Here is a 21,275-nt window from a genome sequence, read left to right on the forward strand (position 1 = left end):
CTCAGCTCCCCCGCACTTCGGTGCTGAGCCGGGAGGCCACCACCGCGGTGGAACCGCTGTACTTGCCGTCGTACTGGTGCGCCTCGCCCTGCATCGCCCAGAAGGCGAGCTTGCCGATGACCATCCCGGAGTAGACCCGGACCGGATTGGCCACCGTGATCTCCAGCGTCCAGGGGAAGACCGAGCCGCAGTGGCCCAGCGGTGCCGAGAACTGGATCCACACACCGAGCGTGCAGACCGAGCGGCAGGCGTACAGGGTCGCCGCGTATCGCGGGCTGCCCATCGCCTCCATGGTCGAGCCCAGGTAGAAGCGCCCGGGTTCGAGCAGGCAGCCCTCCTCGCCGATCGCCAACTCGGTGACCCGCGGCGGCCGGAAGCTGTCCAGCACCTCGTCCTCGTAGCGCAGCAGCTTCGGAGCCAGCCGGAAGCTGTAGCTGTTGGGCTCCAGCCTGGCCGGGGTGAAGTCGTCGATGTGGATCTCACCGGCGGCCACGCCGCGGGCGATCTCTGGACCGGTCAGAATCACAGCCAGCTCCCTAGCAGTTGGTGCACGGCGACCCGGTAGCTGCCCAGGTCGGCGCTGTTGTCGATGACCGCGTCCGGTGTGATCAGCTCGATCCGGGAGGTCGAGCGGTCCGTACGGGTGAGGTCCCCACGCAGCGCGAGCCGCTCCTCGCGCCGGGCCGGCTCGCAGGTGATCCGCAGTACCCGGAAACTGGCCGCGCGCAGCGCCGGGGCGTCCACCTGCGGGTCCCGCAGATCGTCGTTGAGCAGGATGTCCGCGCCCTCGGCGACGCCGAGTTCGACGCGGGCCAGGAAGTCGTCGGCGAGCGAGCGCGGGTTGATCCGGCGCAGATGGCCGGCCAGGTCCTCCAGCAGCAGCTGGTCCTGGGCACCCGCTGCCAGCCCGACCCCGGCGTGCGCGTAGACCCGCTGCTGCAGCTGGTACAGCGGCCGGGCCAGCGGGACCCGGTGGACACCGAGCCCGCGCTCGGCGGCGAACTCCTCGATCAGGTCGGTGCAGGTGGACTTGCCGGAGCCGGAGTGCCCGGTCAGTGCGATTCGCAGCGCGGTCATCCGGTCTCCTCGAGTACGGCGTCGAGATCGACGTCGAGTGCTCCGCTGAGCCGCCGCACGTCCAGTCCGTCCAGCAGCGGCCGCAGTTCGGCGAGCGTGGCGTAGAAGGCGGCGTAGTCGGGGACCAGGTAGTGCTGCCAGCCGAAGAAGGTGGTGTCGACCGACCGGTCCACGATGGTGTTCAGCGCGGCCCAGCGGGCGTTCGGCTCGGTGACCGGTTCCACCAGCAGCGGCTCTCCCGGCTGCACGCGGGGCAGCAGCAGCCCGGCCAGCCGGTGCGGCGAGGGATCGAACTCCGCGCCCAGCCAGGACTCGAAGAGGTCGGGGTCGAGCAGGATCTTGTGGCCTGGGGAGAGTTCGTCCAGGTCGGGGGCCGCGCTCCGGCGGACGTTGGCGGCCAGCGCCGGATTGGCGCGCAGCGTGCCCACTCCGACGTACGGGTAGTCCCGCCAGGCGTGCACCGTGATCCCGCCCTTCTCGGGCCGGCAGAACAGCTTGTCGCCGGTGAAGTACTGCCAGCCGCCGTGGCCCAGGACGGAGAGCAGCGTGGTGGTCTTGCCCGCGCCCTTCGGTCCGGCGATCGCGTAGACCTGTCCGTCCCTGCGCACCGCCGAGGCGTGCAGCACGACCGTCCCGGCGGTCTCCTCGTTGCGGATGACCAGGTCGCGGATGAAGTCGATCACCTGGATCGCCGAGCCCTCGCTCACCTCCACCCGGAACCGCCGGTCGACGGCGGCGTCCGCCGGGACGTCCAGCGCGGTGTGCTCGTTGCGGTAGGTCCGGCGCGCGCCGTGCCGGGACAGCCTCGCGTGGAAGGTGAACTCGGGGGCGCTGCTCTGCCGGATCACCACCGGGCGGCCTGGCACCGACCCGTCAGGCGGGCCGAGCGGCAGCACCGAGACGTGGAAGTCGCACCGTCCGGCGGGCTCGGGCGCCAGCAGGTGGTGGAAGAACCGGCGGACCGGCTCGAAGGCGGCCTCGGCCTCGACCGCCACCTCGAAGTCGACCGTCGTGCCGAGAAAGTTCAGATAGAGATGCAAGGTTGACTCACAGTCTGTTCGGGCCGGCCAGCTGATGGAGCACCAGCTGGGCGGGCCAGGTGTTGTCCAGCACGCCGAGGTCGTCGCCGGCCGATAGCCCGGGGCCCGCCGCCACGAGCACGGCGTGCAGCCGGTCGTCACCCTGGTTGGTCATGTGCGCACCGGTCTTGGCCGCTGGTCGGATCGCCCTGCCGTCCGGCGAGAGTTCGGCGGACGGCAGGCAGTCCGGGGCGAACAGCAGCTGCGCGGACCGGCCGTCCTCGGCCGTGGTGAGGCCGGCCAGCAGGGTGCCGGCCGCACTGCGCAGGGCCGCCTCGGCCCGCCGCAGCAGCCCCGCGCACTCGCCTCCCGGCACCCGACCGGCCGCGCGGGAGTCGTCGTTGACCCAGAGCGAGCCGTTGTTGGCCGGGTGGTAGAGCACGGCGGAGCGGTGCGGGTCGAGCCGCCCCTCGGTGACAGCGGCCAGGCCGGCCGACGCCAGCACCGTGTTCGGATGCAGCGTCCAGGCCGCGCCCGCCATGCCGTGGTCCGCGCTCAGCAGGACGGTGTCACCGGACTCGGCCCGGTCCAGCACCCGGCCGAGCAGGGCGTCCGCCCAGCGGTAGCAGTCCGTCAGCCGGGCCCAGACGGCCGGCGCAATGTCCGGGCGGTGGGCCGCGCTGCGCGGGTCGCACCAGCCGAGCAGCTCGTGTCCGACGTCGTCGGTGGTCGGCAGGTAGAGCACGACCAGCTCGGCTTCGTGACCGGCCAGCACTACCTCGGTCGCCGCGGCGAAACTCCGGTGCACACAGCCGACCGAGGACAGGAAGAGGTCCTCGGACGAGCCGTCGCCGCCCTCGGCCAGCCGGGGCCCGAGGGCGCCGCGGCGGTACAGCGAGCCGAGGCCCTCACCGGCGAACACCGGGGCGCCGTCCAGCGCCTTGGTCAGCGGCCGGTTGCGCCCAGCGGTCCTGGGCACCCAGGCGCCGGTGTGCATCAGGGTCCGCCGGCCGGCCTGCTCGGCCTGGCACAGCCAGACCCCGCTGCCGCCCGGCAGGCGCAGCGGCACCCAGTCCCGCGCCACCTCGACCTGTCCGCAGTCGCCGGACACCCGGACCAGCGGACCGTCCGCGACCGCCTGGAGCCGCGCCGCCCCGATCTCGAACTCAATCCGGTCGCCGGCGAGTTCATGGACGCCGTGGCGAGCGGTGCGGCGGCTGTAGGCCTCCACCGCGCCGTCCAGCCAGACGGGTGCGGCGCCACCGTCCAGCACCCACGGCACGTGCACCGCGGCGGTGCGCAGCCCGGCCCGGCCGGCGGTCTCCCAGACCGGTTCGGCCAGCAGGGCCGCGCGGTCGAAGCCGGATCGGCTCTCGCCGATCGGGCCGGCGGGCACCGGCACCCGGTAGCCGGTGATCCCGTGCCGCTCGGGCCCGCTGCCGGTGAACAGCGTGGCCAGGGACGGCGGCGTCTGGCAGTTGGGGGCCGGCGGCCGGGCCGCCGCGCGCACGCCGCGGTCCATCAGCCGCCGTACCGAGGGCAGCGCGCCCTCGGCGACCAGCCGCTCGACGATCCAGTGGGCGGCCGCGTCCCAGACCATCCAGTAGACGGTCACCGCGCCTCAGCCCCGTCCCAGCAGGGCCGGCAGGTCGGCGATGCTGTCGATCACCCGGCGGGCCCGGGGGTACCCGCCCTCGCCGCGCTGGTCGGCGTACTTGCCGGTGCGCACCTGGACGGTGAGCGCGCCGATCGCGTCGCCGCCCGCGATGTCGGTGGTCGCGTCGTCGCCGACCACCGCGCAGTGCGCGGCCGGGTGGCCGGCCGAGGCCGCGGCCAGCGCGAAGAACTCGGCGGACGGCTTGCCGACCACCCGGGCCTGCTGCCCGGAGGCGTACTCCAGTGCAGCCACCACCGCGCCGGTGTCCAGGTGGTCCCCGTCGGCGGCGCGGAAGTAGCGGCCGCGCTGCAGCGCGACCAGGGCGGCCCCGCCGCGCAGGGCACGGAAAGCCTGGTCGAGCAGCGGGTAGTCCAGCACGTCCCGGCAGTCGCCGACCACGACATGGGTGACCGCCGACCCTCCGGCGAACCGCTCCAGGGCCGGCCGGACCTCCCGAGACACCACCAGCAGCGCCGCCGCGAGCTCGGCCGCCAGCAGCCGTTCGGCGGCCGCCACCGGGGTGAACAACTCGGCCTCCGCGACCTCCAGGCCGAGTGCGGCGAGTTCGTCCCGCACCGCGGCGGGCAGCCTGGAGTCGGTGTTGGTGAGGAACCGGAGCACCGTACCGGCCTCGCGCAGCGCGGCCACCGCCCGCACCGCCCCAGGGATCAGCCGGCCTCGGCTGTACAGCGTGCCGTCCAGGTCGATCAGCGCGGCCCGCACCGGCCCGGTCACGCCACGTCCAGTTCGGGGTGGCGGGCGACGGCGTCGCGCAGGAAGGTGCGCTTGGAGTAGTACGAGCGCTGGCTGTTCAGGCCGTGCTCGGCCAGGTAGGCCTCCAGCCACCGGGCCAACTCCTCCAGCTCGGCCAGTGCGGCCGGCTCGTCCGGCTCCAGCGGGCTGCGGGTGCGCAGGTACTCCAGTTCGCACTGGGAGAGCACCACGTCGCGCCGCTGGTACAGCGAGCAGTGGTCGAAGAAGATGCCGTAGACGTGGCCAGTGCGCACCGACTCGAAGTTGACGTCGTACCTGACCCGCCGAAACGGCGGCAACGGCCTTACCTGCAGACCGAGTTCGGTGCGCACGTAGTCGGCGTAGCAGGCCGGGTCGAGGTCCAGCCCGTAGGTGTGCTCCTCGCGGCGGGCAAAGGCGTCCTCGGCGTACCACTTGCGCTTCATCAGCTGGCGACCGTCGGTGGTCGGGATGAACGAGACGTAGCCCCGCTCCGCCTCGGGCGCCGTCACGTCGAACAGGTGGTTGGAGTAGTCCCAGGCCTGGAACTCGTCGCGATACTCCATGACATAGCCGGGCAGCCGGCCGGCCCGGATCCGGCGGTGCAGCTCGAGGGTGAGCGCCCAGCCGTCCGGTGCCGGGTCCAGGGTGTACTTGTACTCCAACTCCTGGCCGGGAAAGCACTTGTGGTAGTAGCGCTGGTGGTTGTTGAGGAACAGCGCGTGCTCCGCGTGCGCCGCCAGGGCCGGGGCCAGCCAGTCGAGCCGCTCGACCGGGCCGTCTCCCACCGGCTCCGAGGTGATCCGCACGAAGCAGGCGTCCTCCGCCAGGAACCGCACCTGGCCGTGCACGTAGTAGCCGCCCTCGGCCGCCGGGGCGAGATAGCAGAGCGGCACCAACGAGGCGGTGGAACCGGCGAGTTCACGCAGCGCGGGGCCCGCCACGGCGAACTCGAAGAGGTCGGCGCCGGCGATCACCGCCTCGCCGCGCGGCTCCCCGGCCGCGGTGACCGCGATCGCCGCGCAGTCCCCGAGCGCGGCCCAGTCCAGCACCACGGTGCTGCTGGGGACGACCGTCTCCGCGGCGGGCACCGAGAGCAGCACGATCGGCTCGTCGGCTGCGGCCGGCGCGGTGCCGTTGAGCAGGTGGATTCCGCCGATGGCGAGCCACGCCCGGCGCTGGTCCTCAGACATCATGACTCCTCGAGGTGGACGCGACAGTGATCGTGCCCGCGCTGATGGCGGCCTGGGCGCCGTCCGGCGCCTCGTCCAGACCGGTGGCGGCGACGGCCGGCACCCCCTCCTCGCGCAGCAGGATCGCGAGATGGCACAGGGCCGAGCCCTGCTCGAAGACGAAGCCGGCCACCGACCCGATCAGCACGGACAGCACGGCGTACGGGCGGCTGGCCCGCACCACCGGGGGCTCCGGCATCCCGCGTACCTTGTCCAGCAGCCGCGCCAGTTCGGCGTACTCGGTGACGTCCTTGGACTTGTCGATGCTCACCGCCGGGCCGATGGACAGCCGGCGCAGCAGTTCGTCGTCCGACAGGGTGAGCAGCGGTCCGCTCGCGGCGCCGTCGCTGATCCGCACCCCCTCGCCGCCGGTGAGCAGGGCGTCCGCGCCGAGCACCGAGTAGTCGACGAAGAGCAGGGCGTCCCCGTCCAGCACCCACTCCAGGGTGACCTCGCCATACCTGGCCTGCATGGCGGTGGTGAACCGGTCGATCGCGTCGAGGTGGCGCAGCACCGGAGCGGCCGAGTCGGGCGCGCACACCGCACCGGCGGCGTCGACCACGATCGCCTCGGCTCCGGCGGTGCCCCGGTTCAGCGCCAGCAGACCGTCCGGGGTGTACTCCACCACCAGGTCCGCACCGGCCCGGCGGGAGATCACTCCGAGGTCGCCCCTGACGAAGTCGCGCACGATCACCGCGTGTTCGCGGTCCGAGCCGGCGGTGGCACCGCTGACCTCGATCAGCCGCCGGAGCACCTCCCGCCTGGGCACCACGATCTGCCTCAGGGTGTCCCCGAAGTCCAGCACGCAGGACGGGCTGCGGCCCTCGGCCAGGGTGCGGTCCAGCCGCTCGGCGTTGGCCGGGTCGTGCAGCCCGGCCCCGGTGAAGCCCACCACCCAGCCGCGCCCGACCTGGACGCCCAGTTCACCGGCCAGCCGGTGGGCGGGGCCGCGCTTGGCGCTGTACCCGGCGTACACGGCGGCCACCTCCCGCAGCGGGGCGCCGGCCGGCGGGTTCTCGAAGTACAGCCTGCTGGTCCAGAACGGGCTCTCGGCCGGCCGGGTGCGCCGGGCGGTGACCCGCCTGACCTGCAGCAGGTGCACGCCGCGCCGGTCGGCCGCCCATTCCACGTCCACGTCGTGGCCGCGCGCGGCGCGCAGTTCGCCGGTCAGCCGGATCACCTCGCGCAGGACCTCGGCGTGCGCGACGGGCAGCGCGGGCACCTCGGCGGCGGTCAGCCGGTACGGCGCCGCCGCGCCGGCCATCAACTCCTCCGCCAGGCCCTCGACATACTCGATCGTGATGTCCTGCGAGCCGGCGTCCAGGCCGGTGAAGGCGACCCCGGCGAGCTGCGCGTCGACCAGCTCCTGCACGATCACCGCCAGCCGGGGCGCGGAGTCGAAGTCCCCGGCCCGGACCCGGGCGGCGATGGCCGGAGGAGCGTAGTAGGAGCGCCAGCACTCCTCGATCGCGTCCAGCACACCGTCGGGGCCGACGACGTCCAAGAGGCTCTGGTGCACTCCGGCCAGGCTCGCGGTCGCACCGTCCTCGTCCAGACCGGAGGAGCGGACCGCGAACCGGCGGCCGGACAGCTCGCCGAACACGTCCCGCAGCCGCAGCGTCAGCAGCCGGCGGGTCTCCTGCGCCAGCGCGACCCGGGCTGCGGTCCGGCCGATCAGCTCGGCCGACTCGGTGAAGAAGGCCCCGACGGTGGCCCGCAGTTCGGCGAACTGCTCGGCGAGCAGTCGGGCGTCCTCGGGGTCGAGTGCGGCGGCGAACTCGGCGGCCGGAACGGCGAAGGCGGCGGGCACCGGGAAGGACCGCGAGGCGGTCGAGAGCGCGGCGAACTTCCCGCCGACCAGCTCCGGCCCGCTGTCGGCGCCGAGCCCCGGGAAGCGCAGCCGGGTGGCCGTCTTCTCGAAGTCACGGTGGATGTCGCTGGAGCGCGGGCCCACCGAGCCCTGGTACTTGCCCTCGTAGAGCTCGATCTCGCCCAGCGGGCACCACCACATCATCTGCCCGATGTTCATGCCGGGGTACACCCGCAACCGGTTCAGCGCGTACAGCTGCAGGGTCCACTGGCCCTCGAAGCCGATGTCGCCGAGGCTGGCCGACAGGTTGATGAACAGGCCGAGCCGGGCGACCGAGGAGCGGGCCGCGAAGGTCGGGGCGTAGTACCGACTACCGAGCACCTCCTCGGTGTGGGCCAGGTAGAGCCGGCCCGGCTCCAGCACGTAACCCTCGGCCGGGATCTCCAACTCCTCGTAGGCATTGGGCGTTCGGGGGTCCAACGGCGGGTCTGTATAGACCCGCAGGCGGTTGCCGAGCCGGAAGTTGTAGCTGTTCGGGTTCACCTGTTCCGGAACGAACGGGTCGATGGTGATGCGGCCGTTGCTTCGTTCTCGTGCGATCTCGCTGCCCGTGAGGATCACCGTGTCCTGCTCCTACCCATGCTCACAAGGTGGCCTGACCGGCACTCCGGGCCTGCGGGCCCGGGCGGCCAAGGGATCAGCGGCGGATCTCAACACCCGCCAACTCCTGCATAACTATGCAATTACATGATGGCACGACCTAAGTCCTAGATCAATAGACGGACGCGCAACGTCCACATCTTCGCGTTTGACTGTGTTTGATATTGGTAACTATTGGTCACTTCTTGGACAATATCGGCGATCTGACGCACCACCAGTCACACCAGTCTCAGATCATGAGATCTGAGACTGAGAAGATTGACGCCGATCTTCCGGATCACCCACTCTTTCCGTCGGATGGTCATGCATAAAATTGCATGAACCTGACCCGACGGCCGCAGCGCGCACCTACAGGAACGGGGCACAGCATGTCCGAGGACGTCCCCGGGATCGTCGTGACCGGTGCCTCCTCCGGCTTCGGTCTCGCGACCGCACGCCTGCTGGCGGCGGCCGGTCACCTGGTCTATGCGGTGGCCCGGCGCGCTGACCGGCTGGAGGCCCTGGCGGCCGAACAACACCCGGGCCGGATCGTGCCGTTGGCCATCGACGTACGGGACCGCCGGGCGGTCATGGCAGTGCTGCCCGGCCTCGCCGAGCAGGGACCCGAAGTGGCGGCGCTGGTCAACAGCGCCGGGCTGTCCCGGGGTTACGGACCGCTGGCGGACGGGGATCCGGACGACTGGCAGCAGATGATCGACACCAATGTGTCAGGCATGCTGCACTGCACCCGTGCACTGCTGCCGGGGATGATCGCGCGCGGCGCCGGCCATGTTGTCAACGTCGGCTCCATCGCGGCCTCCTACCCCTACCTGGGCGGCAATGTCTACGCCGCGACCAAGGCCTTCGTCCAGCAGCTCAGCCTGAACCTGCGCAGCGAACTGAACGGCACCGGAGTGCGGGTGTCGTGCATCTCGCCCGGCATGGCACGGACCGGGTTCGCCCTGGTCCGGTTCGACGGCGACCAGCAGCGGGCCGACGACTTCTACCGGGGCACGCACCCGCTGGACGCCGCCGACATCGCCCGGACCGTCGTCTGGTGTCTGGACCAACCTCCGCACGTGAACGTCAACCTGATCGAGATCATGCCCACCGACCAGCCCTTCGCCCTGGGTCTGGCCGCCCGTCCGGCGCCGGATCTCGCGGACACCTAGCAAGGAACGAACAATGCAGCTCAGCCACGAGGACGTCGAGCTCTTCCACCACCAGGGGTACCTCTCCCTCCCGGTGCTGTTCGACGCGCGGGAGATCGAGGCACTGGCGGACGAGGCCGCCCGGCTGTCCGCCCTGGACTGCCCGCAGCGGATCCTGGAGAAGGACAGCGACATCACCCGGTCCGTCTACTGGGTGCACGGGCTCAGCGAACTCTTCGACCGCCTGGTCCGCGACCCGCGGCTGCTCGGCCCGGCCCGCGCGCTGCTCAGTGACCAGGTGTACCTCTACCAGACCCAGCTCAACCCCAAGGCCTCCGTGCTCGGCGACGTCTGGAAGTGGCACCAGGACTACCTGTACTGGCACCGCGAGGACGGCATGCCCAACGACAGCGTGCTCAGCGTCGCGCTCTACCTGGACGAGGTCACCGAGTTCAACGGCCCGCTGTTCGTCGTCCCCCAGACGCACCGGGCCGGGCTGGAAGAGGAGACCGCCACCCGGCCCGACGCGAGCGGCTGGGAGAACACCGTGAACGCCGAGTTCCGGCACGAGGTCGACCCGCGAACGCTGGCTCGGCTGGTGGACCAGTACGGGCTGGCCTCCACCCGCGGCGTGCGTGGCACCGTCTTCGTCTTCCACGGGAACCTGCTGCACAGCTCGCCGCCGAACCTCTCGCCCGCGCTGCGCACCATCGTCTTCGCCCGCTACGCGGCCATGCACAACCAGCTGCGGCCAGTGGCCCAGCCGCGGCCGAGCTGGATCGCCAACCGCGAGCCCGCCCCCGTCACGGCGCTCACCGAGCCACTGCTCGCCAACTGACACCTAGTGAAAGCCGAGCCCGCCATGTCCGACCCCACGCAGCGGCCCCAGAGCACGCGCCACCTCCTCGACCTGGCCGACCACTCCCCCGCGACCCTGCGCGGCTGGCTGGACGAGGCGCTTGTGATCGCGGCCGACCGGCAGCGCCACGGCCGCCGCCCGCAGGACAGCGAGCGCTTCCTGACCGGCCGCTACGTCTCCCTGCTGCTGGAGAAGCCGGCCACCCGCACCCGGCTGCACTTCGAGATCGCCACCCACGACCTCGGCGGCCGCGCCATCGTGCTGCCGGCCGCCGACACCCAGCTCAGCCGCGGCGAGACCGTCGGCGACACGGCCCGGGTGCTGAGCAAGAACACCGACCTGATCCTCTACCGCGCCCGCCGCCACCAGGACCTGCTGGAGTTCGCCCGCCACAGCGCCGTCCCGGTGATCAACGGCTGCTCGGACCACAGCCACCCGTTCCGTCCGCTGGTCGACATCATGACCTTCGAACAGCAGCGCGGGCCGATCGCCGGTCGGACCGTCGCCTGGCCGGGCGACGGCAACAACATGCTCAACTCCTTCATCCACGCGGCCGCGCTGCTCGACTTCGAACTGCGCATCGCCACCCCGGAAGGCCACGAGCCCGACCCGGGGGTGCTCGCCTGGGCCGCCGAGCGCGGCGCCCGAGTGTCCCTCCACCGGGACCCGGCCGAGGCCGTGGTCGGCGCGCACGCCGTGGTGGGCGACACCTTCGCCTCGATGGGCGTCGAGCTGACACCCGAGCGGCTGGCCGCCTTCCGGCCGTACCAGGTGGACGCCGCGCTGCTGGCCAAGGCCGCACCCGACGCCGTCTATCTGCACTCGCTACCCGCCTACCGGGGGCAGGAGGTCACCGCCGAGGTGATCGACGGCCCGCAGTCGCTGGTCTGGGACGGTGGTATCGAGAACAAGAAGTTCCTGCTGCAGGCCATCTTTCGCTGGCTACTGGAGCTCTGACGACCCGTCATCACGGGCGCCAAGCCCCGGCGGACCAGACCCACAGGGGCCCCGTTCTGTGCAGAGCTCGATGGCTCGGGACGAAGTGAAGAAGTCACCCTGCGGCGGGCTCACACCGCGAAGATCAACGATCACGCGATGGGCTCGAGTTCCGCAGCGGCCCGAAGGCACCGGGCGCCACCGGTCACTCATGAGGCTCGACGGGCCGGGACGCGACAGGAGTCTGCCCGATGCCCACGGGACCGCTACGAACTCAGCCTTGCGACAGTCCACCAGCCCACTAACGAGCTGGTCTGGAACCACTACTCACGAACCAGGGCCACATGCGGGAATCAACTTCCGGACCAGCCATCGCAATCGATGCCCTCACCCGCACCTTCCGCAGGCCGCAGGGCACGACCAAGCGCGCGGTGGACGGGCTGTCGCTCCAGGTGGAGCGCGGCGAGACGGTCGGACTGCTCGGACCCAACGGCGCCGGCAAGACCAGCACCGCAAAGATCCTCATGACGGTCCTGCTGCCCACCTCCGGCCAGGTCCGCGTCCTCGGGCACGACGTGGTGACGCAGGCGCAGGCGGTCCGCCGGCTGATCGGGGTCATCCTCGGCGGGGACGCCGGCCTGTACGCCCGGCTGTCGGCGCGCGACAACCTGCTGCTCTTCGCCGACCTGTACGGCATCCCGTACCGCGAGCAGAAGCGGCGGATACCCGAACTGCTCGACATGGTCGGCCTGTTGGGACAGGAGCGGAAGCGGGTGGAGACCTACTCGCGGGGTATGAAGCAGCGGCTGCACATCGCCCGCGGTCTGCTGCACGACCCCCAGGTGGTCATCCTCGACGAACCGAGCAACGGGATCGACCCGGTGGGCGCCCGCGAGCTGCGGGCCCTGGTGCGCGAACAGCTCCGTCAGCAGGGCCGGACCGTACTGCTCACCACGCACTACATGTTCGAGGCCGAGGAGCTGTGCGACCGGGTCGCGGTGATGCGCGACGGCCGCAAGATCGCCGAGGGCACCCCGGAGTCGCTCAAGAAGCAGACCGACGGACAGGTGGTACTGACCGTGCGCGCCAACGGCGTCGACGACGGCCATCTGGCCAGGCTGCGGGCGCTGACCGGGATCCGGTCGGTGAACCTGACCGAGCAGGACGGCGGCCAGTCGCTCGACATCCACAGCGGTCAGCAGACCGACGTGACCGCCGCCGTGCTTGCCGAGCTGGCCGGGCTCGACATCCGCAACGTGGTCAAGCGCGAGCCCACCCTGGAGGATGCGTATGTCGCCCTGATCTCCGGCGGCGGGCGATGACCGCCCGGGCCACCCTCGTCGCTCTGCGGGCCGATTCCGGATATCTGGTCCGCGCCTGGCGGCTGGAGCTGTCGCAGCTACTGCGCTCGCGGCTCTACCTGTTCCAGTGCGTGCTGCTGCCGCTGATCTTCGCCTCGCTGGCCTTCTACATGTTCGGCGCTTCGACCCGGCACGTCGCGCCCGTCGACGTGGCGCTGAGCGCCGCGCTGATGGGCATGTGGTCCGCCACCCTGCTCGGCTCGGGGAACGCCATCACCCGACTGCGGCTGATGCAGATCCTCGAACCGCTGGTGGCCAGCCCCCGCTCAACCTTCCTGATCACTCTGCCGTTCACCGTCGCCGCGGCCTCACTGGGCGTCTACGGGCTGGGCGCCACCCTGCTGTGGAGCGCGCTGCTCTTCGGCATGCCGCTGCACATCGCCAGCCCGCTGCTCTTCTTGGCTGCGGTGGTGGCCACCGTGCTGGCGCTCGGCATGCTCGGACTGCTGATGGCCTCCGCGTTCATCCTCTATCCGACCGCGCAGTCGCTGGCCAACTTCTTCGAGTACCCGGTGTGGATGCTCAGCGGCATGCTGGTGCCGATCTCCACCCTGTCCGGACCGATGCGCACCGTCTCCTACCTGCTCGCCCCCACCTGGGGTGTCAAGGCCCTGGAGGGGGCGGCGGCCGGCAGCCCGCAAGCCGGCCCGGCGGTGGCCATGTGTGCCCTGCTCTCGGTCTGCTACGTCGCGATAACCCTGGTCCTGCAGAGGAGATTCGAATGGCTGGCACGCTCCAGCGGCACCCTGGCGCTGCAGTGACCCCGCGGCTGTTCTTCGTCGCCGGGTGGCGTTCCCATCTGGCCCTGTTCCGCTGGATGCGGCCCTCCGCGTTCATCCCCACCGTGCTCGGAGTGCCGGTCGTCCAGCTGATCTGGTTCGTCCACCTCGGCCACTACCTGGGCAGCTACCCCACCGAGTACTACGTGGTGGGCAACGCCCTGAACGCCTGCGCGATGGCGGGGCTGTTCGCCCCGGCCATGTCGATCCAGGGCGAGCGGATGAGCGGCACGCTCACCGCGGTGCTGGCCACCCCGGCCAACCGGGCGGTGATGTTCGGTGGCCGGATCGGGCCGGCCGTCCTGATCGGCGCGCTCACCTCGGCGGTCATGCTGGCCCTGGGCACCGCGCTGGGCTGGCTGCGCATCCCGCCGGCCGCGCTGCCCCAGCTCGCCCTGGCCGTCCTGGTCACCGCTCTGTCGTGCAGCGCCTGCGGGCTGGTCATCGGCGCCGTCGCGCTGCGCACCCGGGAGGCCACCTTCCTGGCCAACGTGGTGCTGTACGCCATGCTGCTGGTCTGCGGAGTGAACATCCCGCTCGACCGGCTGCCCGGCTGGCTGGCCGCGATCGGCGAGCTGGTCCCGATGTCGCAGGGCATCGAGGCGGCCCGTCGCGCGCTCTCGCAGAGCCCGGGCGTGCCGGGTCTGCTGGGCTGGGAGCTGCTGAAGGCGGCCATGCTGGTGCTGCTGGCCCTGTTCGTGCTGCGCCTGCTGGAGAAGCTCAGCCGGGAGCAGGCCGGACTTGACGATGCGTGAGGAGAGGGGCCGGACGATGCCGGACGCCGGTGCGGTTCCACTGACCTTCGGACAGCTGTCGGTCTGGCGGGTCATGGCGCAGTGGCCGCCCGACCGGTGGGTCGAGACGTATCTCAGCACCGCCGCGCGGGTGCCGGACGGCTGCCCGGCGCAACGGGTGGTCGAGGCCTTCGGCATCCTGTGCCGACGGCACGAGTCGCTGCGGACGCACTTCGTCGACACCCCGCACGGACCGGTGCAGTACGTCCGCCCGGACGCCGGCCCGGCGCAGGTGGCCACCGTCGAGTGCGCGGGCGCCACCAGGGCCGAGGCACAGGCCGCGGCGCGCGGACTGACCCGCGAACGCATCGAGCGGGAGCGGGACTTCGCCCGCCGGTTCATCCTGGTCACCGACCGCGGCAGGCCGAGCTACGCGGTCCTGGTCACCGACCACATCCTCGCGGACGGCTTCGCACTGCGGCGGCTGCGAGGCGAGCTCACCGCCCTGCTCGGTGGCGACGACCCGGACGGACAGCGCTGGCTGGACGAGACACCCGCACAACCGCGCGAGCTGGCCCTGGATCAGCATTCGGAGGCCAACGGGGGACGGCGCCAGGCGGCCCTGGACCACTGGCGCCGGCTGCTGGACACGCTGCCCGCCACGCTCTTCCCGGTGCCCGACGAGGCCGGCCACCACCCCGGGCGGATCGAGGCGGTGCTGCGCTCACCGGGAACCCGCGCCGCCCTCGGCAGCGCCGCCCAGCGGCTGGCAGTGCCACCGCAAGGGGTCCTGCTGGCGCTCAACTCGTTGGCGCTGGCAACCGTGACCGGCACCTCGCAGGTGGTCCTCACCCTCCAGTCGAGCAACCGGTTCACCGCTCCGTGGCGCACCCTGGTCAGCTCGATGAACCAGTACGCCCCGCTCGCGCTGGACCTCGGTGCGGCGCCCGACACCTTTGCGGAGCACGCCAGGCAGGTGCAGGCCGACTCCTTCAGGGCCTACTGGTTCGGCTCCTACGACATCGACGCGGTCACCGCACTGGTCCGCGCCGAACGCGGGATCACCCTCGGCTTCGACCACTTCTACAACTTCATGGCCCAGGACGTCCCCACCGACGAGGCTGCCGACGCCCTCGTCGACCGCACCTCGCAGCCGCCGCTGATCGAGCCGACCCGCCCCAACCGCCAGATCGGCCCGCGCTTCGACCTCAAGGTGTACGGCGGTCCCGACCTGCCGATCCACCTGCGAGCCGATCCCCTGCTGCTCCCGCAACCGCGACTGCACACACTGCTCGCCTGGTTCGACGAGGAACTGCATCGCCTGGCCACCGACCCCGCCACCCGCGTCGCCGAGGTCCTGGCCAGGTGCGAGGCCGCGCTCGGCCCCGCCCCCGCACGCCACACCGCTTCCTGATCAGCCGAGGCCCGCGGCTGATCGCCTGAGGGAGCCTGTGAACGTGGCACGGGTGGTCCTGCTACCGGCGGCGTCCGAGGCGCGGCTGTCGCCGGTCGGCGCTGTCGCAGGGCGGCCCGACCGCCAGGCCACCCCGGTGTGCACCGGATGTGCACCAGCCCCAACCTGAGGGTGATATTCATGCAGATCAGAGCCATGTCCAGGGGGACCAGAGCCAGATGCTGTGGCGGGTCTGGTCGATGGCGTCGAGGGCGTCGGGGTAGTAGGTGTCCTCGTCGTGGATGGCGGTGTACCGGACATGGCCTTCGAAGGCCCGCCAGATCTCCTGCTGCAACGGGTTCAGCCCCGGCGACTCGCCGTCGGGCAGACCGAGGAGCTGCGCGGAACGGACGCCGCGCACCAGTGCCTCGGGCTCCGCTCTCGCCATGTCCCGCAACTGGGCCGCGCAGGTATGCCTGGCAGTGTCCGATCTGGATTCCGGCGCGGACGAGGGGTGCGAGCACAGGCGCGATCAGCAATGCGGCCCGTAGATGCCCTGTCCCCTGCCTCTGATCAATCGCCACTGGGCCCACGGGTACACGACCCTCGGCGACGTGGATCCAGCCCCGTACCTGGCTCGGTCGAGAACCTTCTCGAAAGCGTGCCAATCTGCCTGATGTCCGCACGCATCACACCGATTCGGATTGAAGCTGCGGCCGCGCCGCCATGTCGGCCGATCCCTCAGCTCGTCACGCAAACCGATCTCGCTGTCAGGCGCTGAGAGGATGGTGCGGGCCAACGGCTTCGGGGAAGTCCGTGGTCGTGAACTCGTCACAGCACCCCGACAGCGACGGCGGAACCCGCGCGCCTCCACCTGCCTGGCCGATTCGCACGGCTACCGGCTGCTGTTCGGTTGGTCCGCGCTGCCCGGCATGAGGCGGGATTCCCAGGCCCAGGCGGTGATCTCGCTGCGGTTGCGGGCTCCGAGTTTGTTCTGGATCGCGGCGAGGTGGCCCTTCACGGTGCTGACGGAGATGAAGAGGGCGGCCGCGATCTCCTGGTTGGTGCGGCCCCGGGCGACGGCGCGGACGACGTCGGTCTCCCGGTCGGTGAGCGCGGGGTCGGGCTGGTGGGCTGGGGAGGGTTTGACGGAGGCGAGGTCGCGGAGCAGGCGCCGGGTGATCGACGGGGAGATCAGCGCGTCCCCGGTGCTGGCGGCCCGCACGGCGGCGGTGAAGAGGGTGGGGTCGCCGTCTTTGAGGACGAATCCGAGGGCTCCGGCCTGGAGGGCGCCATAGACGTATTCGTCGAGTCCGAAGGTGGTGACGATGACGACGCGGAGCGGGTCGGCGACGCCCGGGCCGGCAAGTGCGCGGGTGACGTCGATGCCGTCGAGGCGGGGCATCCGGATGTCGACGAGGCAGACGTCGGGCCGCAGTTGGCGGGCGAAGGCGACGGCCTCGGCGCCGTCGCGTGCTTCCGCGACGACGGTGATGTCGGGCTCGTCCTCCAGGATGAGGCGCAGGCTGGTGCGGATCATGGCCTGGTCGTCGGCGACCAGCACGCTGATGCTCACGGGCGGTCTCCGGCTTGCAGGGGCAGGGTGGCCCGTACCGACCAGCCGGCGCCGGGCTGCGGACCGGCGTTGAGCGTACCGCCCAGTGCCTCGACGCGTTCGCGCATGCCGACCAGGCCGTAGCCGCCGCGCGGGGAGACGCGGATCGCGGGGTGCGGCGGAGCATCGTTGCCGATCTCGACGGTGATGTCCGTGCTGTCCTGGGAGATGGTGACGGTGGCCGCCCGGGCGCCGCGGGCATGGCGGGCGATGTTGGTCAGGGATTCCTGGACGACCCGGTAAACGGTGGTGGTGACCACGGGTGGCCAGGTCGGCGCCGCGGTGGGCAGCCGGAGATCGACGGCCGGTCCGTGCTCCTCGAAGCGGCGGACCAGGTCGACGAGTTGCTCCGGTCCCGCGGTGACGGCAGCGCTGTCCTGCGCGTCGCGGAGCAGGGAGACCACCCGTCGCATGGCGTCCATGGCGTCGGTGCCCGAGCGCTCGATGTCCGCCAGGGCGGCGCCGAGGCGGTCGGGCTGCTTGCGGAGCATGATCTGGGCGGCATGGGTGTGCATCACGATGCCGGAGACTTGGTGGGCGACGACATCGTGCAACTCCCGAGCCAGGGCCAGGCGTTCGTCTCGCCGCACGGCCTCGACGGCGGCCTGGCGGCGATGGTCCAGGAGGCGCAGGGCGAGCCCCGTGCCGAGGCCGACCAACCAGCCCTGGACGCCCTCATGGAACGGGTCGGCGGCATGTGAGGTGGTCGCGAGTCGGCCGAGTCCCATGATCGCGAGCCCGGCCACGGCGACCACGGCAGCTCGCCAGGGCGGCAGGACCCGGACCGCGGAACCGGCCAGGACGGTCAGCGCCAGGGACGCGGCAACGCCGGGCTGGCCGGTCAGGTACCCCATGCTGGAGAAGAGGACGGCGGCGGTCGCGGCGGACAGGCCGATTGCCACGGCGACCAGCCGGTCGCGCTCCCGGAGCAGCGCCGCGACGCACACCACCGCACCGATGGCGCAGTCGAGCAACCAGCCCCGGCCGCCCGGGTGGGCGGCATGCCAGTAGGCCGTCGCTGCCAGCACCGCCGCGAGGGCAAGCCCGAGCAGGACGTTGGTTCGTCTGGCGGCCAGTGCGGCCAGCCGTTCCATCGCACTCACGGTGCTCAGGCTACGGAACCGGTCGCGGCCGCTGTATCGGCCGAAAGGACCGGTCCGTGCCGCCCGATCAGTACTTTTGGCCGGTACGAGTCCCGGTCGGCGTGAGCAGGCTTGAGGGCATGCAACGAGACCTTGACACACCCCGCGGCGATGCGGGGCCCGCACGAGCCGGCAGGTGGACATGAACCGGTCCACCTGGGCCCGCCTCCGTCTGGAGCTGCGGGTCATCGGCATCGCCGCACCGGTGACGGCGCTGGCGGCAACGCTGGGCGGCGCGATCCTGGTGGTCGTCATGCATGCCACCGGGGCCGACGCGGAGCACCTCGACCTCGCCGCCGGCGCGGTCCTGGCGGGCTTCGCCCCGCTCGGCGCCGCCGTCGCGGCCTCCTCGATCGTGGGGCGTGACACCGGCGCCGAGCTGGTCATGACCACCACGGTCTACCGCCGGGTGCTGTTCCTGCGTGTCGGCCTGGTGGTGGTCCCAGCGGCCCTGGTCACGCTGGTGGACGCCGTCGTGTTCCGCGCCTTGAACGCCTGGCCCGTGGGGCAGAGCACGGGCGGTTGCGTCCTGGTGTGGGCCCCGCCGATGCTCTGGCTGGTCGCACTGGCGATGCTCATCGCGATCGGCCTGCGCAGCCCGGGCGCCGCAAGCGGCCTGATCGGGGGCATCTGGCTGGCCCAGGACCTGATGAAGCGCGCCGTCATGGACAACACGGTGCTGCGGGCGCAGTACATGTTCATGGGCATCGACGCCAAGGTCCCTGCGCACGAATGGACCGTCAACCGGATCGCCCTGCCCGCCGTCGGCGTCGCCGCCATCGTCGCGGCCGGCCTGCTGCTGGGGCGTCCCGAACGATTTGTGGGGAGCGATGCCGCATGACCGCCGTCCTTCAGCGAACCGCTCCGCCGACGGCAGCTCAGGGCTGGTGGGCGAAGTCCATCGTGGCCGCCCGCTACGAGTACCTGATGCAGGTGCGCCGCCCGGCGGTCTGGGTGGTCGTGCTCGCGCTGATCGCGCTGCGCTGCGCATCGCCCTTCCCGCTGGGCTTCACCAGCACCACGGACAACACCTTTCTGGTCGCGGACTGGGCGGGCAACTTCATGCTGTGCCCGATCGGCGTCGGCGCCGTCCTCGCCGACCGCGTCCGGCGGGAGTCCCGGCTGGGGCTGAGCGACCTGCTGACCTCGACGCCCACCGGCATCGGCCCGCGCCTGTGGGGCAAGGCCGTCGGCGCCGGCGCGGCGAGCATCACACCGGTCGTCGTCGCCTGGGTGGGCCTGCTCGGCTACCTGACCGCCCAGCGCGGGGCCGGGGTGATCCCGGTCGGCCTCGCGGCGTTCGCCGCCATCATCCTTCCCGGGCTGGTCTTCGTCGTGGCCGGCTCGGTCACCGTCCCGTACCTGACCGGGCCCGTGCTGTACCGGCTGGGTCTGTTCGGCTACTGGGTCTGGGGAAACATGGTCGGCCCGCGCTTCGGGATCCCCACTCCCGCCGGCACGCCCTTCGAAGCCATCGGCGAGTACCCGGCCGGTGCCTGGTTCCACGGCACCCTGTTCGACGCCAGGCAGCGGGGAATCACCCCGACCGGCGGCGAGGCCGTCCTCAGCATCGCCTTCCTGCTGCTCATGGCGCTCGCCGCCCTCGTGATGACCCAGCTCGTGCTCACCAGGAGGAGCCCGTCATGACCGCGCCCAACGTGACCATCACCGATCTGACCGTCACCTTCCGGCGCGGCGAGATCCGCGCCCTCGACGGCATCAGCCTGCGCCTGCCCGTCGGCATGGTCGGTCTGCTCGGCCCCAACGGGGCCGGCAAGACCACCTTCATGCGGGTCCTGACCGGGGTGCTGCTGCCGACCTCGGGCACCGTCGCGGTGGACGGCACCGAGCTCACGTCGCGCAGCCAGCGCCGAGAGGTCCAGGCCATCACCGGCTACCTCCCCCAGGAGCTGGGCCTGTACCCGGACTTGACGGCCCGCCAGTTCCTCGACTACATGGCGCTGCTCAAGGGCATCACCGACCGGCGCGCCCGCCGCGCCCGCGTCAATGAGGTCCTCGAACTGGTCTCGCTCAGCGATGTCGCCAACCGGAAGGTGAAGGGCTACTCGGGCGGCATGAAGCGCCGCGTCGGCATCGCCCAGGCCATCCTGAACGACCCCCGGCTGCTGATCGTCGACGAACCCACCGTGGGACTGGACCCCGAGGAGCGGCTGCGGTTCCGCAGCCTGCTCGCCAGGCTGGCCGGCGATCGGACGGTGCTGCTCTCCACCCACATCGTCGACGACATCGTGCAGACCTGCCCGAACGTCGTGGTGATCGAGCGCGGGCACGTCGCCCTCCAGGGCGCCATCGGTGACCTCGCCACCCGTGCCGAGGGCAAGGTGTGGCACCTCACCCAGCCGGCGACCACCCCTCCGCCCGACCTGCCCACCGTCAACGTCACCCCCAGCATGACCGGCACCACCTACCGGGTCATCAGTGCCGACGCCCCGGCGCCGGACGCGGAGCCCGTCAGCGCCACCGTCGAGGACGGCTACATCGCCCTGATGCACGACACCGCCCCGGAGCGGGCCAGCGCCAGTCTCCGCGTCATCTGACCCCAGCCCCGCCAACACCCGAGGAGCAGAAGATGTCCCATCAGCCACTCACCACCGTCCTGGCCGCCGCCGACACCACCACCGGCTTCCACCCCGGCCTCGCCTACTTCGCGCTTTGGGCCCTCGTCATCGCCGCCATCATCGGCGTTCCCATCTACGTCGTCCGTCTGGTGCGCGACCGCCGCAAGAGTCGTTGAACACTGCCTGAACACACGGCGGTCGGCGCCACCCGTGGCACTCGGGTGGACCTTGCCCTCGGGGGAGCCCGTTGGTGACGGTCACGCACTGAACGGTGATTCGGACTTCCCGCCCGCCCCCGCCTCCGCGAGGCCCTGCGCCGGAGCGTGGAGACCCCGAGCGAGTACGGGAGTTCACGGACATCCTGCACGGGGTGCAGACCGCGCTGATGGTCGCCACCAGCCCGGGCGGGACGCCGTCTCGTTCAGGGGGCCACACGCACGAGACAGGAGTCAGCGCGCGTCCGCCTCGGGCCGCGGCAGCTCGTCCAGGTCTGCTCGCACCTCGGCCCTCGGACTCGCACAGGACGGGGCAAGGACTGTCTCCTCGGCCGCGAGCGCATG

The 21,275-nt window shown here is 71.6% G+C and carries 21 protein-coding genes; 11 read left to right on the top strand and 10 right to left on the bottom strand.

All coding sequences use genetic code 11. The features are described from left to right. Nucleotide 1: 1 nt before the first annotated feature. The 7 genes from OG403_RS10935 to OG403_RS10965 are packed head-to-tail and all read right to left on the bottom strand — an operon-like array spanning nt 2 to nt 8,148. Nucleotides 2-526: a dCTP deaminase gene (locus tag OG403_RS10935; RefSeq protein ID WP_329563608.1), complete on the bottom strand. Its 525-nt coding sequence runs from the start codon at nt 524-526 to the stop codon at nt 2-4. After that, the gene (locus tag OG403_RS10940) at nt 523-1,077 is read right to left on the bottom strand and encodes a hypothetical protein (RefSeq protein ID WP_329563609.1); all 555 of its coding nucleotides are present in this window, start codon (nt 1,075-1,077) and stop codon (nt 523-525) included. The genes OG403_RS10935 and OG403_RS10940 overlap by 4 nt, the downstream gene beginning before the upstream one ends. Continuing rightward, nucleotides 1,074-2,117: a hypothetical protein gene (locus OG403_RS10945; protein WP_329563610.1), complete on the bottom strand. Its 1,044-nt coding sequence runs from the start codon at nt 2,115-2,117 to the stop codon at nt 1,074-1,076. Before OG403_RS10945 ends, OG403_RS10940 begins: the two co-directional genes overlap by 4 nt. A 7-nt stretch (nt 2,118-2,124) precedes the next feature. Next, nucleotides 2,125-3,711: an alkaline phosphatase family protein gene (locus tag OG403_RS10950; protein ID WP_329563611.1), complete on the bottom strand. Its 1,587-nt coding sequence runs from the start codon at nt 3,709-3,711 to the stop codon at nt 2,125-2,127. Nucleotides 3,712-3,717: 6 nt separating this feature from the next. Beyond that, nucleotides 3,718-4,488: an HAD hydrolase-like protein gene (locus OG403_RS10955; protein WP_329563613.1), complete on the bottom strand. Its 771-nt coding sequence runs from the start codon at nt 4,486-4,488 to the stop codon at nt 3,718-3,720. After that, nucleotides 4,485-5,678 (bottom strand): hypothetical protein, encoded by a 1,194-nt coding sequence (locus tag OG403_RS10960; protein WP_329563614.1) that lies wholly within the window; start codon nt 5,676-5,678, stop codon nt 4,485-4,487. The genes OG403_RS10955 and OG403_RS10960 overlap by 4 nt, the downstream gene beginning before the upstream one ends. Further along, a complete protein-coding gene (locus OG403_RS10965) occupies nt 5,671-8,148 on the bottom strand; it encodes a dCTP deaminase domain-containing protein (protein ID WP_329563616.1) in 2,478 nt (825 codons plus the stop codon). Before OG403_RS10965 ends, OG403_RS10960 begins: the two co-directional genes overlap by 8 nt. 407 nt (nt 8,149-8,555) lie before the next feature. Here OG403_RS10965 and OG403_RS10970 point away from each other — a divergent pair, with 407 nt between their 5' ends. The 7 genes from OG403_RS10970 to OG403_RS11000 all read left to right on the top strand — a co-directional run bounded on the left by OG403_RS10970 (nt 8,556) and on the right by OG403_RS11000 (nt 15,400). Further along, nucleotides 8,556-9,338, top strand: a complete 783-nt coding sequence (locus OG403_RS10970) for an SDR family NAD(P)-dependent oxidoreductase (protein ID WP_329563617.1) — start codon at nt 8,556-8,558, stop codon at nt 9,336-9,338. A 13-nt stretch (nt 9,339-9,351) separates the two neighbouring features. After that, nucleotides 9,352-10,155, top strand: a complete 804-nt coding sequence (locus OG403_RS10975; RefSeq protein ID WP_329563619.1) for a phytanoyl-CoA dioxygenase family protein — start codon at nt 9,352-9,354, stop codon at nt 10,153-10,155. 24 nt (nt 10,156-10,179) lie between these two features. Then, nucleotides 10,180-11,133, top strand: coding sequence for an ornithine carbamoyltransferase (argF, locus tag OG403_RS10980; protein WP_329563620.1), 954 nt, complete (start codon nt 10,180-10,182; stop codon nt 11,131-11,133). A gap of 323 nt (nt 11,134-11,456) precedes the next feature. Further along, the gene (locus OG403_RS10985; protein WP_329563622.1) at nt 11,457-12,434 is read left to right on the top strand and encodes an ABC transporter ATP-binding protein; all 978 of its coding nucleotides are present in this window, start codon (nt 11,457-11,459) and stop codon (nt 12,432-12,434) included. After that, on the top strand, nt 12,431-13,234 hold the full coding sequence (locus tag OG403_RS10990) for an ABC transporter permease (RefSeq protein WP_329563623.1): 804 nt from the start codon (nt 12,431-12,433) through the stop codon (nt 13,232-13,234). Before OG403_RS10985 ends, OG403_RS10990 begins: the two co-directional genes overlap by 4 nt. Then, nucleotides 13,195-14,007: an ABC transporter permease gene (locus OG403_RS10995; protein ID WP_329563625.1), complete on the top strand. Its 813-nt coding sequence runs from the start codon at nt 13,195-13,197 to the stop codon at nt 14,005-14,007. Before OG403_RS10990 ends, OG403_RS10995 begins: the two co-directional genes overlap by 40 nt. Further along, nucleotides 14,000-15,400 carry a condensation domain-containing protein gene (locus tag OG403_RS11000; protein ID WP_329563627.1) on the top strand — a complete coding sequence of 467 codons (1,401 nt, stop codon included), beginning with the start codon at nt 14,000-14,002 and terminating at the stop codon, nt 15,398-15,400. The genes OG403_RS10995 and OG403_RS11000 overlap by 8 nt, the downstream gene beginning before the upstream one ends. Nucleotides 15,401-15,587: 187 nt before the next feature. On the opposite strand, the gene OG403_RS11005 is transcribed toward OG403_RS11000, so the two are convergent. From OG403_RS11005 to OG403_RS11015, 3 genes are all read right to left on the bottom strand, one after another. After that, the gene (locus tag OG403_RS11005) at nt 15,588-15,827 is read right to left on the bottom strand and encodes a hypothetical protein (protein ID WP_329563629.1); all 240 of its coding nucleotides are present in this window, start codon (nt 15,825-15,827) and stop codon (nt 15,588-15,590) included. Between the two features lie 447 nt (nt 15,828-16,274). Continuing rightward, nucleotides 16,275-16,955: a response regulator gene (locus OG403_RS11010; protein ID WP_442910899.1), complete on the bottom strand. Its 681-nt coding sequence runs from the start codon at nt 16,953-16,955 to the stop codon at nt 16,275-16,277. Further along, nucleotides 16,952-18,088, bottom strand: coding sequence for a sensor histidine kinase (locus OG403_RS11015; RefSeq protein ID WP_329572242.1), 1,137 nt, complete (start codon nt 18,086-18,088; stop codon nt 16,952-16,954). The genes OG403_RS11010 and OG403_RS11015 overlap by 4 nt, the downstream gene beginning before the upstream one ends. A 190-nt stretch (nt 18,089-18,278) precedes the next feature. On the opposite strand from OG403_RS11015, the gene OG403_RS11020 reads away from it, so the two are divergent. The 4 genes from OG403_RS11020 to OG403_RS11035 are packed head-to-tail and all read left to right on the top strand — an operon-like array spanning nt 18,279 to nt 20,891. After that, nucleotides 18,279-18,977 (top strand): hypothetical protein, encoded by a 699-nt coding sequence (locus OG403_RS11020; protein ID WP_329563631.1) that lies wholly within the window; start codon nt 18,279-18,281, stop codon nt 18,975-18,977. Beyond that, nucleotides 18,974-19,783 (top strand): hypothetical protein, encoded by an 810-nt coding sequence (locus OG403_RS11025; RefSeq protein ID WP_329563632.1) that lies wholly within the window; start codon nt 18,974-18,976, stop codon nt 19,781-19,783. Before OG403_RS11020 ends, OG403_RS11025 begins: the two co-directional genes overlap by 4 nt. Beyond that, nucleotides 19,780-20,694 carry an ABC transporter ATP-binding protein gene (locus OG403_RS11030; protein ID WP_329563634.1) on the top strand — a complete coding sequence of 305 codons (915 nt, stop codon included), beginning with the start codon at nt 19,780-19,782 and terminating at the stop codon, nt 20,692-20,694. The genes OG403_RS11025 and OG403_RS11030 overlap by 4 nt, the downstream gene beginning before the upstream one ends. A gap of 32 nt (nt 20,695-20,726) precedes the next feature. Beyond that, nucleotides 20,727-20,891 carry a hypothetical protein gene (locus tag OG403_RS11035; RefSeq protein WP_329563636.1) on the top strand — a complete coding sequence of 55 codons (165 nt, stop codon included), beginning with the start codon at nt 20,727-20,729 and terminating at the stop codon, nt 20,889-20,891. The last annotated feature ends 384 nt before the right edge of the window (nt 20,892-21,275 follow it).

The sequence above is a fragment of the Kitasatospora sp. NBC_01266 genome (genome assembly GCF_036242395.1).
Lineage (GTDB): Bacteria > Actinomycetota > Actinomycetes > Streptomycetales > Streptomycetaceae > Kitasatospora.